General features: G+C 68.7%; 16 protein-coding genes. 4 read left to right on the plus strand and 12 right to left on the minus strand.

What is annotated here, in order from left to right; translation table 11 throughout:
- Position 1: 1 nt before the first annotated feature.
- Positions 2 to 202 (minus strand): hypothetical protein, encoded by a 201-nt coding sequence (locus ACFSZT_RS10090; RefSeq protein WP_377389143.1) that lies wholly within the window; start codon positions 200 to 202, stop codon positions 2 to 4.
- 786 nt (positions 203 to 988) lie between these two features.
- Here ACFSZT_RS10090 and ACFSZT_RS10095 point away from each other — a divergent pair.
- Complete coding sequence (locus ACFSZT_RS10095) at positions 989 to 1,690, plus strand: uridine kinase (RefSeq protein ID WP_377389141.1); 702 nt, start codon at positions 989 to 991, stop codon at positions 1,688 to 1,690.
- A 711-nt stretch (positions 1,691 to 2,401) separates the two neighbouring features.
- Here ACFSZT_RS10095 and ACFSZT_RS10100 read toward each other — a convergent pair.
- From ACFSZT_RS10100 to ACFSZT_RS10115, 4 genes are all read right to left on the minus strand, one after another.
- Positions 2,402 to 3,736, minus strand: a complete 1,335-nt coding sequence (locus ACFSZT_RS10100) for an MFS transporter (RefSeq protein WP_377389138.1) — start codon at positions 3,734 to 3,736, stop codon at positions 2,402 to 2,404.
- 37 nt (positions 3,737 to 3,773) lie between these two features.
- On the minus strand, positions 3,774 to 4,517 hold the full coding sequence (locus ACFSZT_RS10105) for a PDR/VanB family oxidoreductase (protein WP_377389135.1): 744 nt from the start codon (positions 4,515 to 4,517) through the stop codon (positions 3,774 to 3,776).
- 102 nt (positions 4,518 to 4,619) lie between these two features.
- A complete protein-coding gene (locus ACFSZT_RS10110) occupies positions 4,620 to 4,775 on the minus strand; it encodes a hypothetical protein (RefSeq protein WP_377389133.1) in 156 nt (51 codons plus the stop codon).
- A complete protein-coding gene (locus tag ACFSZT_RS10115; RefSeq protein ID WP_377389131.1) occupies positions 4,775 to 5,908 on the minus strand; it encodes an aromatic ring-hydroxylating dioxygenase subunit alpha in 1,134 nt (377 codons plus the stop codon). Before ACFSZT_RS10115 ends, ACFSZT_RS10110 begins: the two co-directional genes overlap by 1 nt.
- A gap of 108 nt (positions 5,909 to 6,016) precedes the next feature.
- Between ACFSZT_RS10115 and ACFSZT_RS10120 the strand changes: the two genes are divergently transcribed.
- Both ACFSZT_RS10120 and ACFSZT_RS10125 read left to right on the plus strand, forming a co-directional pair.
- Positions 6,017 to 6,643: a PadR family transcriptional regulator gene (locus ACFSZT_RS10120; RefSeq protein WP_377389129.1), complete on the plus strand. Its 627-nt coding sequence runs from the start codon at positions 6,017 to 6,019 to the stop codon at positions 6,641 to 6,643.
- Positions 6,644 to 6,864: 221 nt separating this feature from the next.
- Positions 6,865 to 8,001 carry a hypothetical protein gene (locus tag ACFSZT_RS10125; protein ID WP_377389127.1) on the plus strand — a complete coding sequence of 379 codons (1,137 nt, stop codon included), beginning with the start codon at positions 6,865 to 6,867 and terminating at the stop codon, positions 7,999 to 8,001.
- A 99-nt stretch (positions 8,002 to 8,100) separates the two neighbouring features.
- Here ACFSZT_RS10125 and ACFSZT_RS10130 read toward each other — a convergent pair whose 3' ends face one another.
- Together ACFSZT_RS10130 and ACFSZT_RS10135 are read right to left on the minus strand one after the other, a co-directional pair.
- Positions 8,101 to 9,000 (minus strand): alpha/beta hydrolase, encoded by a 900-nt coding sequence (locus ACFSZT_RS10130; protein ID WP_377389125.1) that lies wholly within the window; start codon positions 8,998 to 9,000, stop codon positions 8,101 to 8,103.
- 177 nt (positions 9,001 to 9,177) lie between these two features.
- Positions 9,178 to 9,855 carry a DNA-binding response regulator gene (locus ACFSZT_RS10135; protein ID WP_377389123.1) on the minus strand — a complete coding sequence of 226 codons (678 nt, stop codon included), beginning with the start codon at positions 9,853 to 9,855 and terminating at the stop codon, positions 9,178 to 9,180.
- A gap of 95 nt (positions 9,856 to 9,950) precedes the next feature.
- On the opposite strand from ACFSZT_RS10135, the gene ACFSZT_RS10140 reads away from it, so the two are divergent.
- Positions 9,951 to 10,883 (plus strand): oxidoreductase, encoded by a 933-nt coding sequence (locus ACFSZT_RS10140; RefSeq protein WP_377389121.1) that lies wholly within the window; start codon positions 9,951 to 9,953, stop codon positions 10,881 to 10,883.
- A gap of 10 nt (positions 10,884 to 10,893) precedes the next feature.
- On the opposite strand, the gene ACFSZT_RS10145 is transcribed toward ACFSZT_RS10140, so the two are convergent.
- From ACFSZT_RS10145 to ACFSZT_RS10165, 5 genes are read right to left on the minus strand one after another with little or no spacing between them, the layout of a single operon-like run.
- The gene (locus ACFSZT_RS10145; RefSeq protein ID WP_377389201.1) at positions 10,894 to 11,475 is read right to left on the minus strand and encodes a hypothetical protein; all 582 of its coding nucleotides are present in this window, start codon (positions 11,473 to 11,475) and stop codon (positions 10,894 to 10,896) included.
- Between the two features lie 12 nt (positions 11,476 to 11,487).
- Positions 11,488 to 12,861 carry a glucose-6-phosphate dehydrogenase gene (locus ACFSZT_RS10150; protein WP_377389119.1) on the minus strand — a complete coding sequence of 458 codons (1,374 nt, stop codon included), beginning with the start codon at positions 12,859 to 12,861 and terminating at the stop codon, positions 11,488 to 11,490.
- Entirely contained in the window at positions 12,858 to 13,547 is a 690-nt protein-coding gene (locus tag ACFSZT_RS10155; RefSeq protein WP_377478392.1) for a glycoside hydrolase family 15 protein, read from the minus strand. Before ACFSZT_RS10155 ends, ACFSZT_RS10150 begins: the two co-directional genes overlap by 4 nt.
- The gene (locus tag ACFSZT_RS10160; protein WP_377478225.1) at positions 13,465 to 14,685 is read right to left on the minus strand and encodes a glycoside hydrolase family 15 protein; all 1,221 of its coding nucleotides are present in this window, start codon (positions 14,683 to 14,685) and stop codon (positions 13,465 to 13,467) included. Before ACFSZT_RS10160 ends, ACFSZT_RS10155 begins: the two co-directional genes overlap by 83 nt.
- A gap of 33 nt (positions 14,686 to 14,718) precedes the next feature.
- Complete coding sequence (locus tag ACFSZT_RS10165; RefSeq protein WP_377389115.1) at positions 14,719 to 15,831, minus strand: NAD(P)-dependent alcohol dehydrogenase; 1,113 nt, start codon at positions 15,829 to 15,831, stop codon at positions 14,719 to 14,721.
- Between the last annotated feature and the right edge of the window lie 44 nt (positions 15,832 to 15,875).

Below are 15,875 nucleotides of genomic sequence, written 5' to 3' on the forward strand. Positions count from 1 at the left end.
CTCACCGCAGCCCGCCTCCCGTCGCGCGCCGCACATCGTCCGGGCAGTAACCGACGCAGGCGAACACCTGCGAACCGGTCACCGACCGGCCCACCTGCACATGCGGGCCCCGGACGCGGAGGTAGTCAGCTCCGCACGCCATGCAGGCCAACCCGTCGGCCTGCAACGCCGCCAGTCCGGCGATGATCGTGTCGTGGTTCATCGGGTGCCACCTGCCGACAGGCGACGGGTACCGACCGGGCGGATCGTGATTTCAGGGCCTTCGACCAAGATCGTCTGGTTCGTGTGCTGAAGCGTTAGGCCCACCGGAATCCAAGATCCGCCCCGTTCGATGACGGGGCGGATTCGTTTGGGGGCCCACGTCGGCTGACGATCCTGTCGACGTCGCCCTCTGTCGGCCGGGAGCGACCTCTCGGGAGACCCCCGCACTCTGCCCCTTGTGAGGTCGGCAGCTGATCGGGCCTCGTCGGCCTCGGCCTTTCGGTGCGGAGGCGTTCGGTGCGGCCGGGCTGTCCATGCCCGGGGAGCTCGACGGGCCACGTCCGGCTTCGCTCCGGTCTCGACGGCGGCCTGGCGGACCCGATTCTGCAGTCCTTGCGGACTGGATCGTGCCAGGGAGATCGCGGAGTTCGCGGACATCGGCCTTGGGCAGAGCCAAACCGCGAGACGCGGTGCCGATCGGGTGGCACCCGCTCTGGCCTGACCAGGCTCGCAGTGCTCATCGGCCGGTGGCAGGAAATCGATTCGTTCAGAATGTGCCGTCTAGCATGACGAGAATGCTGTCATGTCCGTGCGGCCCGTCCTTAGAGCTCCGCCAGGCGCCGGATCTGATCCTGGCGTCATCGAGTGCGCGTCCTGCTCAGGTGGCTGGTGCGCCTACTGCCACCGTCGGCGTCGGCGACTCCTTCACGGTGACGGCGTGAAGCTCTCCTCATCCACGCTCTGGAGCCCGCTGCCCTCTCTGCCCCGAGCAGGCAAACGCGCTGAGGTGATCTCGACTGTCGCGAGGCTCGTGTCCACCCGGAGCACCGGCCGCCTCGCGGTCGTGATCGACGGCCGAACCGGCGCCGGCAAGACATTGTTCGGCCACGAGCTCGGGCTAGCCCTGGAACGACTCGGCAGGCCCGCCTACCGAGGCTCGCTCGACGACTTCAAAAGGCCATGGTCCGAGCGGGACCGCTACGACCGGCTCACAGGCGAGGGCTACTACCGTAACGCCTACGACCTCGACCGGATCCGGCTCCGCCTCATCGGTCCCGTCCACACCGATGGAAGAGTGACGCTCTGCGGCATCGATCCGCTGACACAGATCGACCACGGCGAGGAGATCACCATCCTGGAACCCGACGCTGTCCTGGTCGTCGATGGGGTGTTCGCCCACCGCCGGGAACTCGCGCACCTATGGGACGTCGGCATCTGGCTGGCGGTGGACCCTGACGTCGCCTTCGAACGTGGAGTAGCGCGCGATGCCGGCCACCGTCGCGCGCACGCGTTTTCCGAGGCACCCGACGTGGCTTCCCTGCACCGTTCCCGATACGCCGCAGCCGACGACATCTACCTCCGCGAGACCGCGGTGGAGACGATCGCCGACATCATCGTCGAGAACACAGACCTCGACGCTCCCGTGGTGCACAGTAGGGAGACCGGATGCTGCCACATCCCTGGCGTCAGCGCGGTCGAACCACCATAGCCACAGCGCGGACCGGCAGTCGGAAGCAGTCGCATGGACCAGTGACGGGCGAGTGTCGACAAGCCTCCCCTAGGCCCACCGAATTGGTCATGGTACGAACCGCTCCTTTCGAGGCCGTTTCCGCTGCCGGCCGGGGGTGGCCTCTTTGTTGTCGCGGGCCTGGGGATGCGGAAGACCGAGGCGACGAGCCGGTCTGGCCCGATGATCTCGACCTGGGTACGAGGGCTTCGATCAGGGCCTTGTTTTGTGCGCGGTGCCGTCGGTGATGATCGCGTCGGCGTTGGGCACTGGGTGTCGCACGTGCGGGAGTCGTAGCGCGCTCCGGCCGGTGGCCCCTGGTGCCGAGTATGGTCTTGCCGCACCCGGGTCAACGCATACGGCCAGCTGCCGTGCGGTCGGACCGGAAGCGGCGCGATGCGAATGGTCTTCGCCGCACTCGGCCACGATCCTTCGGCGTGCTCGAACGTCTCATTGTCAACGAGCGGGGCGTGGCAGTCCGCGACGGTAATGCCGGGAAGGCCGGCTCACCGATGCAGAGCGGTGTGACAGCACCCGCATGACTTGGTATGCACCAGTGCCGTCGCCTGTGGTCGAACTGGGCGAACAGGCCACCGGACAGTAGTGAACGGGGCGCTGTCGTCACCCCGGTCGACCGGGGTGACGACAGCTGGCCGGCCGAAGTCGACCTCGATTCGCGTCTTGGGAGGAGTGTCAGGCCGTGGCGGGCTCCTTGGTGGCTGGGGTGTAGTCCGGTTCGTGCTTGCGGACCGCCACGAGGGCGAGCGCGCAGAGCGCGACGACTGCGGCGGCCCCGACGTAGAGCTGGGTCGCCGAAGCACCTGCGTCCTTGAGAACCCCTGCGATGGTCGGGGACAGAATGGCGCCGATCCGGCCCATGCCGAGCGCCCATCCCATGCCGACGCTGCGGACGGTGGACGGGTACAGCAGCGGTCCGACGGTGTACGCACCGGCGATGCATCCGTTGATGAGCGCGCCGACGAGGACGCCGATCCCGAACCCGAGCCACAGGATCGAGGTGCTCAGGATGAACACGATCATCATGCCGGCGGAGAGCAGCGAGAACCCGATCAGCACGACCCGCGGTGGACGAAGCCGGGCAGCCAGGCCATAGAGCACGGAGCCGACGGTGCCGCCGATCGAGATCGCCATTCCGGCGGTGACCGCGGCGCTCTCCGAAAGCCCCTCCTCGGTGAGCAGGGTGGGGGTCCAGCTGTTCACGAAGTAGAAGCCGAACATGATGGTGATGAAGACGATCCAGAGCAGGATCGTGGGGGTGAGCAGCTGCTTCAACCAACGGGAGCCGCTCTGTCGTGCGTTCTTTCCGGCGGCGGCGCCTTGGTCGAGGTCGGCCTCGCTGATGGAGTCCATCCTCATCCGCGCCAGGGTCCGGTTGATACGTTCCAGAGCGTCCTGCGGACGACGCTGTTCGAGGAAGGCGACCGACTCGGGCAGTAACACCGCGATGACGATCAGCGCCAGCAGGGTGCCGAAACCGCCGACGTAGAAGACGGTCCGCCAGTCACCGCCAACGGTGCTCCTCGCGACGAGGCTTGCCAGGGTCGCGCCGATGCCGTATCCGGCGGTGTAGATGCCGATGGCGAGCCCGCGGTTCTTCGTGTTCGAGAACTCGCTGGCGATCACGTTGGTGCTGGCCAGGATGCCGCCCACGCCGAGGCCGGTCACGAGCCGGAACAGGCCCATCATTGTCACCGACGGGGCCATCGCGGCGCCGAACATGCCGATCGTGCCCAGGGTGAGGCTGATCAGGATCAGCGGGCGACGCCCGATCAGGTCGGCGAATGGGGCGAGCAGCATCGAACCCAGGGCCATTCCGATCAGGCCGACCGAGACCAGCAGTCCGAACTGGGAGCCGGTCAGGGCGAACTCTTCGGTCACCGAGGGGCCGGTATAGGCGACTGCCATGACGTCGAAGCCATCGAGGCAGTTCATGAAGGTGCAGAGCGCGACGATGAGCCACTGGTAGCCGGACATGGGCGCCGCGCCGATGCGTGCCATGAGGGTCATGGAGGTGTCCTGTGGTGAGGGATCCGGTGCGTCCGGATCAGGTGAGGTGGAGGGTGACGGATGCGCGGTCGCCGGTGTTGCCGGCCACCGCGCGGGAGACGCAGAGGCACAGGGTGGTGGAGCGCTGCTTCTGCGCTTCGCTGAGGAAGACGTCGCGGTGGTCGATGGTGCCCTCGACCTCGACGATCTTGGCGAGGCAGAGTCCACACTCGCCCTTGCGGCAGTCCGAGAGCGTGTCGATCCCGGCGGCGTTGAGGGCGTCCAGGATCGAGGTGTCGGATGCGACCGCGATTTCGCGGCCGAGCTGGGGAAGGCGTACCAGGAACTCCTCGGCGTCGAACCGGCCACTGGAGCCGAAGGTTTCGAACCGCAGGTTGGCCTGCGGAAGCGCGTGCTCGGTCCAGCTCGACCTGATGGCGTCCATCAGACCGATCGGGCCGCACATGTAGAGCTCGGTCGTGGCCGCGTTCGGTGCCGCGGCGATAGTGCTGACGAGGTCGGGTACCGACAACCGCGTACCTTCGTCGTCGACGTGAACGCGGATCCGGTCGCCGTGCTCGGCGCTGAGCTCGTCGAGGTATGCCATCACCCGGCGACTGCGACCGGCGAACACGAGCTCGTAGTCGGCCCCGCGACGGCGCAGCGCCGACGCCATCGCGACCAGCGCGGTGATGCCGATGCCGCCGGCGACCAGGACGTAACGACCGGCGCCGACCGCGAGCGGGAAGTTCTGCACCGGACCGGTCACGGTCAGCTCGTCACCGACGGCCAGTGCGTGCATCGCCTCCGAACCACCGCGGGAGTTGGGCGAAAGTTGCACGCTGAGCGTGAGCCGGCGCCCGCCGTTGTCGGACTGGACGACGGAGTAGGAACGGACCTGCCGTCAGCCGTGCACGCGCAGCTCGACGTCGACGTGCGTACCGGGAGCCGCGTGCTCGGGCCGCTCGACCTCCAGCACGATCCGGCGGACGCCGTCCGCCACGTAGTCGGCCTCGACGACCTTCGCGCGCTGCCAGCGGGACTGGGACTGGACCGCCATCAGGACTCCCGCCCGACTGCGGGAGCCGCCGAGGGCCGACCCTCGGCAGCCAGCATCCGCTCCAGGATCTGGCGCACCCACATCCCCCCGGCGTCGATGTTGAGGCTGTAGAACTCGTGCTCGGGGTTGGCGTCGATCGCCCGCTGCTGGGCGCGCAGCATGTCCTCGTCCTCGGCGAAGACACCGTGCACGCTTTGCCGCAGCTGGGTGGTGATGGTCTGGCTGTCCAGGCAGTAGTTGCGCATGAACGCCCAGAAGTAGTGGCAGGTGCGGTCGGTCTCCGGGGTGATCGTGTTCATCACGTAGCCGTTGACGCCCTGGCTGCGGTCGCCCTCGGGGGCACCGGTGCCGGCCTTGGCGACACCGACGTCGATGCAGATCGTGCTCGGTGCTTCGAACCTGATGATCTGCCACCGATCGACCTTGCCCTCGAAACCGGGGAACTTGTCGCGCATGTTCTTCAACCAGAACGGTGGTGCTTCGATGTCGCGCATCCACCGGGTGACGGTGACGGTGTTGCCCTCGTGGACCACGTCGAACTCGGCTTCGGAGAGCTCTTCCTGTCCGATGCTCGAGGAGTGCACGAACTCCTCGTGGGTGAGGTCCATCAGGTTGTCGAGGACCAGCTGGTAGTTGCAATCGGCGTGGATGGTCTCGCCGTCACCGGCCCAGCCCGGGTCGTCCATCTGGTGCATGTCGGGCACGGTGGCCGGGTCGGCGAGGTCGGGGTCGCCCACCCACACCCAGACGTAGCGGTAGCGCTCGACGACGGGGTAGGAGGGGACGACCGCGCTCGGGTTGATCGTCTGCTGCGCGGGCATGGCCGTGCAGCGGCCGGACGAGTTGTAGCGCAGGCCGTGGTACGGGCACTGCAATTCGTTGCCGAGGATCTTGCCCTGCGACAGCGGTGCGAGCCGGTGCCAGCAGGCGTCCGCGAGTGCGACGGCGCGCCCTTCGGAGTTGCGCCACAGCGCGAGCGGAACGCCTGCGACAGTGCGTGCCAGCGGTTGCTTCCCGGTGACCTCGTAATCCCAGGCCGCGACGTACCAGGCGTTGCGGGGGTGGTTGAAGATCTTCGCCGCAGCCGTGGTCGGAGCTGCGCCTGCCGTTGGCAGAGGAGCGGTGAGCGTCATTGGCCAACTCCCTATGTAGAGAGGTATTGGTCAGGTGGGCTACAAGCTATCTATGGATATAGTGAGATGGCAAGAGCCGGATGGCGCGACCGAGCCGGAGGAGAGACCTTGTCGCTGCGATACGCGCTGATCGCGCTGCTGACGAGCCGCCCGATGACCGGGTACGACCTCTCGAAGAGCTTCAGCCGCTCGGTCGCGCACGTCTGGCACGCCCCGGACTCGCAGATCTACCCCGAACTCAACCGGATGGAGCGCGACGGACTGCTTGATTCGGTCGAGGTGCCCTGGGGGAAGAAGGGCACCAAGAAGGAGTACCACGTCACCGACGCGGGGCTCGCCGACTTCCGGAAGTGGATGGAATCGCCGCTGGTGCCGCAGCGGCAGCGCGACCCCGCTTACCTCAAGGCGGCGTACTTCGACTTCGCCGACCCCGCCGCGGTGCGCGAGCAGCTGCGGCAGCAGCGGGCCTACTGGGAAGAACACCTGGCGATGCTCGAAGCCACCCGGGCAACCCTCGTCGACCGCAGTCACCCCACCCTGGCTGCCAGGATCGCCAAGCTGAGCGAGTGCGAAGCCGAGCTGGCCGTCCGCTACAAGATCTACGCCTACGACGGGTTGATCGCGCGCGCTCGCACCGAGCTGGCCTGGATCGAAGACGGTTTCGCCCTCGTCGATGAGCTCTGCGGACCAACCCGGGAACGACCGAGCTGCCGTTCTGACTCTGCCCGCGGATAGCGCTGCACCGATCCTGGAGCGCGAGCTCGGGTGGGTCGCGATGGCGGGCGGCACGATGCTGGAGCCGGTCAGGTAGCGGAGTTCCCGTTCCAGGCGCAAGCGCCGGTGGAAAGGTCCCCCAGTGAGTGCCGGCTGAAAGCGCCTTCATCGCAGCGCCGAATCACGCGGTCCGACACCGTAGAGGGAGATCGCTTCGGCTCCGATCTGCGATCATCACACCCGTGACGACCTATGCCTTCGACGAGGCGCGACATTCCCTCCTCACCACCTGGGAGACCGGAGCCGGGTGGGTCGCGGGCACGGTCGCGGAGTTGCCGGCGTCGGCCGAGCTCGCCCATGCCCTCTTCCTCGCGGACAGCCTGACCGGCCTGTCCCGCCACCTGTGGCGCACCTACACCCATCCGGCCAGTGCTGCCGGAAGTTTCGAAGCCAACAGGCAGGGTTGGCTCCGGCAAGCCGAGCGGGACGCCTTCGCCGACGTCATCCCCGCCATCACGAACCCCAACCTGCCCACAGGGGACATGATCGCCCACTCCCACCTCCTCGTGGAGGAAGCCGCGCATCGCGTCGGACGCGCACTCCACGTACTGGGCGAGCAGACCTTGACCGGCCGGGTCGTCGCCGACGTGGAGCAGGAACTCGCGGCCGTGGAGCAGGCCGAGCGGGGCGATCTCTCCGGCAGGGCGAAGCAGGCGGTCGTCCTGACCCGTGCTGACGCTTCCCCTATTCAGGTCGCCGCCGCCGACGACCTGCTCCGCGCGTTCCCGCTCGGCTCCCTCCGACTTCGCCAGGAGCTCGACCCCACCGCCGCCGCTGTCGCCGCCGCGCACTGGCTGCAGGCCGCTGCCGAGATCGCGTCCGAAGTGGCCGGCTGTTCCCCCACCGCTGTGGTGCGTGAGGCGGACAGCATCGAGGCGCTTGACATCGAGATCCCCAGCCTGGTCCTCGCTTACCTCCATGCTGGCGGAACGCCGCGGACTGTCGTCATCGGCATGGTCAGGGCCGCGATGATCGCTGCCGAAGGAAACATCCCGGTCTCGGACTCGCTGATCGAACAGATGAGGGCAGCCACGCGCGAAGCCGAACGTCAGGCGGCGGGTGGCGACCAGCCACCCGCGGCCGTGACGTTCCGGGTCACGCCGCTCGATCCCCTCCGGCCCGCGCGGGGACTTCTGGAAGGCTTGCTCGAAGGCATCCGCGGGTGCTGGATCCTCTATCGCGAGTACGCCGAGAAGGACCCGCGGGGCGCCGTCGCCGAATCCGACGAGGAGCTCGCGAAGGGATACGACAACGTCGATCTGAAGTTCTTCGACGCTGTCCGGAAGGAAGCCGCCGAGCACTCGGAAAGGCTGCTGTAGCCGGCGTGCGACACCTCTGTTGCGTGACGGCCACGTACGTGCGGACAGCGCTCGCGCGACCACGCGGCCGTGCATCCGTTGCGGTGCAGGCGAAGGCGGTCAGGAGGCGAGGTGTTCCAGGAACCAGTCCCGAGCCGGCACGCTGGACTGTTCGAAACCGTCGACGTAGGCGTCGAAATGCCCACCCGGGAGTATGCGCAGACGCTTCGGCTCCCGCGCCTGCTCGTAGGCGGCGATCGCGAGCTCGGTCGGGGTGAGGACGTCGTTGCGTGCGGGGAGCATCAGCAGCGGAGTCGGGCTGATGTAGGGCAGGTAGGCGACCGGCTCGTACTCGGTGAGCATCTCGACGCTGCGCAGTGTCACCTCGTTGCGCCAGGAGGGTGCCCGCAGCCGATGAGTCTCGGTGAACCACGCGTGGGAATCCGGCGTCGGCAGGGCCGACGGGGCCAGCGGGTCCTTGTCGACCACCGGCACCATCGCGGGCGCCTTGCCCTCGAACCGTGCCAGCCGATCGGCGTCGAACTGCGCCCGGAAGCCGTCGATGAAGTCCGCGCGGACCAGGGCACGGAAGTTGGCGTGTCCGCTGACCAACGGGACCTGGCTGACCACGGCCTTGACCCGGCGGTCGATCGCCGCGACGACGAGCACATGCCCGCCCGAGTAGCTGCTGCCCCACACACCGATCCGGTTCTCGTCGACCTCGGGCAGCGTGCCGGCGTAGGTGATGGCATGGCGGTAGTCGCGGACCTGAGCCCAGGGGTCGATCTCCTGCCGAGGCTCACCGTCGCTCGCGCCGAAATTGCGGTTGTCGTACACCAGCGCGTTGAGCCCCGACGCAGCGAACGTTTCGGCATAGGAGTCGAGGTACATTTCCTTCACCGCCGAATAACCGTGCGCCATGACGACCGTCGGTGCCGGCGATGCCGCACCCTCGGCGCTGTAGAACCAGCCACGCAGTGTGACGCCTTCGGCGTCGAATTCGATGTCACGTCGGGCCATGGTGGGCCTCCTCCGTCGGGTCCGTTTCCGGCCCGGAGCGAGACGGCACTGCGTCGGGGCCGGTGACCGTCGAAGCTACGCGTGGCCCACGCGAATATGTATGCCTCGCCGTCGAATTCGCCCGAAAGCTCGCGCGGCTGCCGTCCGTCCTGGATGCCTCGGACTGGACGCCGCGGCCTACACCAGACCGAGTTCCCGCGCGCGGACACCGGCCTGGAAGCGGGATTCGGCGCCGAGCGCGGCCATCAGCTCGGCGACGCGGCGCCGGTAGGTCCGCACGCCCAGACCGAGGATGCGCGCGGCGGACTCGTCCTTGACGCCCCGGCTGAGCAGGTCGAGCACGGCAGGCGCGAGCCGGCGGATCTCGGCGACCTGCGCGTCGTAGACGGCGAGGTCGGTGGCCGACCTCCAAGCCGTCTCGAACAGCGACATCACGCCCTGGACGGTCTCGGGCTGGGTGATCACGCTGTAGCTTCGCCGTCCTGCGCTGAGGTCGCCCGCCAGGATCACCACCCTGCGGTCGAGGACGATCGTCTCGTTGATCTCGCCGGTGGTGATCCGGATCTGCGCCCCGAAGTGGTCGCGTCGCATCGCGAGCTCTCGTGCGGCCACCGAATCGAGCATCACCCCGGGCCGGTAGATCTTGCGGATACGAATCTCGCCGAGGCGCCCCGCGGTCGCGGCGGCCAGCTCGTCCGCCTTGCGGGCGGCCACCCAGGTCGCGAGGTCGTTGGCGGCGCAGGCGAGGTCGGTGACCGTCGCGAACAGGTGCCCGGCGCGCTGGAACAACTCCTCTTCGCCGCGCACGATCGTGACCGCATCGCTCGCCCGCACCAGGCCGTCGCTCGGTCGCATATCACCGATTCTGCCCGGATCCGCCCCGGGCCGGCCACTTTGGCAGGTTGTTGCCATTTCCGGACAGCCGGCGAGCGCGTCCGCAGTCTGGGGTCATGGCGACACACACCACGGACATGAACAGCACACCGACCGCCGGCGCCGCGGGCACCTGGCAGCTCGGCGACCGCACGGTGAACCGGATGGGCTTCGGCGCGATGCGCCTGCCCGGCATGCCCTGGGACGAGAAGCCCAGGGACCGCGCCGACGCGATCGCCGTGCTCCGCCGCGCCATCGAGCTCGGCGTCAACCACATCGACACGGCGTCCTTCTACTTCGTGCCGACCCGCTCGGTCAACGAGCTCATCAGCACGGCGCTGCAGCCCTACCCCGACGACCTGGTCATCACCACCAAGGTCGGGCCCGCCCGGTCCCGGGACGGCGCGTTCGAGTACGCGCGCCCCGAGCAGCTGCGGGGGCAGGTGGAGGAGAACATCCGCCAGCTCGGGCTCGACCACCTCGACGTCGTCAACCTGCGCTGTGGCGCCGCGATGGACAAGGTTCCCGGTTCGATCGCCGACCACTTCGGAGCGCTCGCCGAGCTGCGTGACGCCGGCCTGATTCGCCACCTCGGCGTCTCCAACGTCGTGGCGGAGCAGCTGACCGAGGCGATGTCGATCGCGCCGGTGGTCTGCGTGCAGAACCGGTACGGCCTCACCGAACGGCAGGACGAGGATCTGGTCGAGCTGTGTGGCCGGCACCGGATCGCGTTCGTGCCGTTCTTCGCCGTCGCGACGTCACTGCCCGGCGCGACACCGGACGGCAGCCACATCGCGACCGGTCAGGCCGAGGTCGCCAAGGTGGCCGAGGCCCACGGCGCGACGCCGGCGCAGGTCCGCATCGCCTGGACGCTGCACCGCGGCGAGCACGTCCTCGCCATTCCCGGTACCGGCACCCGCGCCCATCTGGAGGAGAACATCGCGGCGGGCGGCCTCCGGTTGAGTACCGATGAGCTGGCACTGCTCGACGGCATCACCGAAGCCGGCTAGCCGGGACCGCCTACACCGTTGTGGCCACGGATTCCGTGCGATGCCACGCGCGCCAGGCGAGCTGGGAGAACGGAACGATCACCAGGAGGTCGACCACGTAGGCGATCCATTCCAGACGCAGCACCCGGCCCACCGGAAAAGCGATGGCGGCAAGGCAGATCAGCACCACGACCCACCGCGGAGCCATCCGGGTCCACGCGAGGAGGAGGCCGAACACCAGGAGCGACAGCGGAAAGGTCGGGCCAGGCAGCCACAACATGACAACGCTCTGCGGCGGATACTCACCGAGCCTGCCCAAAGCTGTCCGGTCGTCCAGGCCGACACCGAACACCCCTTCGAAAAAGCCCTGCATTCCGAAGCCGATGGTGCCGAACATCCCGATCAACAGGAGCAACAACCACAGTCCGGCCGCGGTGGGCGTGCGTTCGCGCAGCCGTTCGTATTCGCCGATCAAGCCGTACACCCAGGGAACCATGGACAGTGCGATCAACATGCCGCCGTTGACGCCGTAATGTCCGTTGGTCCAGAAGAATGGTGACGTGGCGAAGATGACCGGGCCGGCGACGAGTGCCGCCGCCTGCAATCGTTGCACGACCATCGGGCGTCATCCTCCCGGCCGCGCCGGCGAGGGTCCGTCCGACCCGGCCGGGTATTCCTGGAGGGGAATGAGATCGCGCGACCACGCCGACAGCACAGGCTCGAGGAGCCGCCAGGCTTCTTCGGCCTCGTCGCCGCGAATGGACAGGGCGGGGTTCCCGGTGAGCACGTCGAGCAGCAGCCGGCCGTAGGGCGGCAGGTCGGCTGCCGCCATCTCCGCGGTGAGCGTGAGCGGGGCGAACGTGCGCGCGCGGGACCCCGTCCCGGTCAGGTCGAGTGCCAGGCTCTCTGGTTCCAGCCCGAAGCGCAGGACGTTGGGCAGCACCTCCCCGCTGTGGCCGAAGGGCACGTGCGGCACGGGCCGGAAGCGTACGGTGACCTCCTTGCGGTTCCGCCCCAGTGCTTTGCCGCTGCGCAGCCGGAACCTGGTTCCGGCCCAGCGCCAGCTGTCGAGTTCGAGTTCGATCTCGGCGAAGGTCTCGGTGCCGCGGTCCGGATCCACGCCTTGCTCGTCGACGTAGGCGGGAACGTCGTGGCCGTCGACGCGGCCGGCCCCGTAGCGGGCGCGCCGCGTCCGGTGCACGACGTCGTTGTCGGTGAGCGGCCGCACCGACCGCAACACGTCGACCTTCCGGTCGCGCAGGTCGCGCTCGCCGAGGCTGATCGGAGGCTCCATCGCCACCAGGCAGAGCAGCTGCAGCAGGTGGTTCTGCACCATGTCCTTGAGCGCCCCGGCCCCGTCGTAATAGCCCGCCCTGCCTTCCAGCGCGAGCTGCTCGTCCCAGACGATGTCCACCTCGGCGATGTGCGCGCTGTTCCAGAGGGCCTCGAGCATACGGTTGGCGAGCCGGGCGCCGAGCACGTTCTCGACGGTCGTCATGGCCAGGAAGTGGTCCACCCGGAACACCGCGTCCTCGGGCACGACCTCGCTGAGCTGCCGGTTCAGCTCCACGGCGCTGTTGAGATCCTCGCCGAAGGGCTTCTCCAGCACGATCCGGCTGCCTGCCGGGAGCTTCGCGCGGTCCAATGCGGACACTGCTGAGGAGAACAACGCGGGCGGCAGGGCCAGGTAGACCACCAGCGGTTCGTCACCGGCGATGGCCGACGCGACATCGACGGGGTCGGTGACGTCGGCGCGGTGGAAGCGGGCCGAGGCGGTGATCGCCTTCCTCGCGTCGGCGGGCGAGGCGTCGCCGTGCCGTTCGAGCTGTGCGGCCGCCCAAAACCGGAACTGCTCGCTGGTCCAGTCACTGCGGTCGGAGCCGAGCACCTCGAACTCCTCGTCGAGGTGCCCCGCCGCCCGCAGCGCGGCCAGCCCCGGCAGCAGGTACCGCGCGCTGAGGTCCCCCGTGGCGCCGAAGATGGCAAGCCGATTGATCATCGCAGCCCCGCCCTTGCTCGCGAGAGGTTCACCCCGCTGGCGATCACGCCGATGTGGCTGAACGCCTGCGGGAAGTTGCCCATGAACTCGCCGGTCGACGGATGGATCTGCTCCGGCAGCAGCCCCAGCGGGCTCGCCCGGCCGCACATCGAGGCGTACAGCCGCTCGGCCTCCTCGACGCGGCCCTGGAGAGCCAGGTTGTCCACGAGCCAGAAACTGCACAGCAGGAAGGCGCCCTCGTCGCCGGGCAGGCCGTCGGCCGACTGGTCGTGCAGGTACCGGTAGAGCAGGCCGCCCCCGGCCGACAGTTGCTCCGCGATGCGGGCGGTGGTGGCGATGGCGCGCGGGTGGTCGGCCGGCACGACCTGTCGCAGCGGAAGCGCGAGCAGGCTCGCGTCCAGGCCGCCGCTGCCGTCGAGATGTTCGCGAAAGGTCTGCGCGTGCTCGTCCCAGGCCTGGTCCAGGATGAGCTGGCGTAGCTTGTCGGCGGATGCTCGCCAGGCCGCGATGGGTCCGGGCAGGCCGAGCCGTTCGCCGATGGCCGCGGCCCGGTCCAGGGCCACCTGGCACATCCCGGCCGAGTAGGTGAACACCCGGCCGGCGCTACGCACCTCCCAGATGCCCTGGTCCGGCTGCCGCCACGCCGTGGCCGCGGTGTCGGCGAGTTCGGTCAGGCCGGCCCACAGTGCGGGCTCCGGCGTCCCCCCCGGCCCGCAGCCACTGGTCGGCGCAGTCCAGCACCTCGCCGTAGACATCGTGTTGCAGCTGGTCGGCGGCGCCGTTGCCCCACCTCACCGGGGCGGACCGCCGGTAGCCCTCCAGCTCGGTGTCCTCGACCTCGTCGGGTACCTGACCGCCGCCGAGGCGGTACATGATGCGCGGCATCCGGCTCTGCTCGAACGCGTCGAGGACCCAGCCGAGGAATGCGTCCGCCTCGGTTGCGAAGCCGATCCGGCGCATCGCGAACACGGTGAACGCGGCATCGCGGATCCACGTGTACCGGTAGTCCCAGTTGCGGACCCCGCCGATCGGTGCGGGCAGCGAGGACGTCGGTGCCGCGACCAGGGCTCCGTTGACCCAGTCGTCGCACAGTTTCAGGGTGATCGCCGCGCGCCGGACCAGCGCCTCCTCGGGACCGTCGTAGTCGAAGTGCGTCATCCAGCGACGCCATGCCTCGGCCGTGTCCCGCAGCATGCGCTCGGCGTCGAACCGGTGGTGACGGTGAAAGCGTCCCCAGGACAGCACCAGGTCGACTCGCTCGCCATGCTGCAGCTCGATTGTGCTGTCCAGGCCACTCAACGGGCGGTTCGAGCGCAGGTGCAGACGCAGCTCCGGCCGCCCCGGCAGCTGCAGCTCCAGGCCACCGAACGCGGAGCGGACCTGCGCGCCGCCGCGTGGCCGCAGCACCACCCGCAGGCGCACGTCGCCCTCCGTGACGACGGCGGACCGCACGAGCTCGGCCCGTCGCGCGGGTGTGTCGTCGCTGAGATCGGCACCCGAGCGCAAGGCCAGCGCGTCGGTGAGCCGGACCGTGCCGGTGGCACCGGCCAGTTCGGTCGTCAGGACAGCCGTGTCCGGCTCGTAGCGTTGCCGTGCCCGTACCAGCTCCTCCGGCTGGACCGTGAAATGCCCGCCTCGCTCGTGGTCGAGCAGGCCGCAGAACAGCGGATCGGAGTCGAAGTGAGGAAGGCACAACCACGGGATGGATCCGTCGAGACCGACCAGCGCTGCCGTCGCGCCGTCGCCGATGAGGCCGAGATCCTCCAGGGGCAGGTAACCCTCCCGCAGGCGAACCGGTCGAAGCGGTGGATCGAGATCGAGCATGGGCGGCTCCGTTTCCGGCCGGCACGGGGGTTTTCAGAAGGTGATCAGCACCTTGATGACGTCCTCGAGCTTCTTGTCGGAGACCTCGAACGCACGTTCCATGTCGTCGAAGCGGAACGTGTGTGTCGTCATGCGCGTGGGATCGATGCGGTTGTTCTGCAGCAGTTGCAGCAGGCGCTCCATCCGCACCCTGCCGCCGGGGCACAATCCCGTCGCGATCGTCTTGTCCGCCATTCCCACCCCCCATTCGACCCGGGGAATGCGCACGAACTCGCCCTCACCGAAATAGCCGATGTTGGAAATGGTCCCGCCCGGCTTGGTGATCTTCACGGCCGTCTGGAACGTCGCGTCCGCGCCGAGCGCCTCCACGGCCGCATCCGCGCGCTCGCCGTCGGTCAGCTCCAGCACGCGATCCAGGACGTCCTCGCGGGTGAAGTCCACGATCTCGTCGGCCCCGTAGGTGCGCGCGAGCTTCTGCCTGCTGGGCACCGATTCCACGCCGATGACGAGCCCGGCGCCGCGCAGACGGGCGCCTGCCGTGGCCATCAACCCCACCGGCCCCTGGGCGAGCACGACGACCGTTCCGCCGATCGGGATGTTCGCCTTCTCCGCTCCCATGAATCCGGTCGACAGCATGTCAGCGCAGTACACGGCAGCCTCATCGGAGATCGAATCCGGTATTTTCGCCAGGTTGGCGTCGGCGTCGTTGACGTGGAAGTACTCGGCGAAGACCCCGTCCTTGCCGTTGGCGAACTTGAAGCCGCCGAGCGGCCCCCCGGATTGCGACGGGTAGCCGTTCTGAGCCGCCGAGCTTCCCCAGTCCGGGGTGATGGCGCCGGCCAGCACTCGCTCACCCGGGTGGAAGTCCCGCACCTCGCTGCCCACCTCGTGCACCACACCGACGCCCTCGTGGCCGAGCGTCAAATCCTCCCGCGGCCCGATACCGCCCGCCACGGTGTGCGTGTCCGAGGTGCAGATGAGTGCGCTGGTCGTGCGCACGATCGCATCGCTCGGGCCTGGTCGTGGCATCGGTTTGTCCAGGAAACCGACCCGGCCGATTTCCTTCATCACGAAAGCCTTCATCGGCACCGCCTCCCCATCGAGGGCCGCTCCGGTGCCGTCCGCCTCGGAGTCGAACGAGGCCACCGCGCCTTCCCCGCCCCTGGACGCGCTCGCCTTACACCCTCGGC

It is taken from the genome of Prauserella oleivorans, assembly GCF_042685745.1.
Taxonomy (GTDB): domain Bacteria; phylum Actinomycetota; class Actinomycetes; order Mycobacteriales; family Pseudonocardiaceae; genus Prauserella_A; species Prauserella_A oleivorans.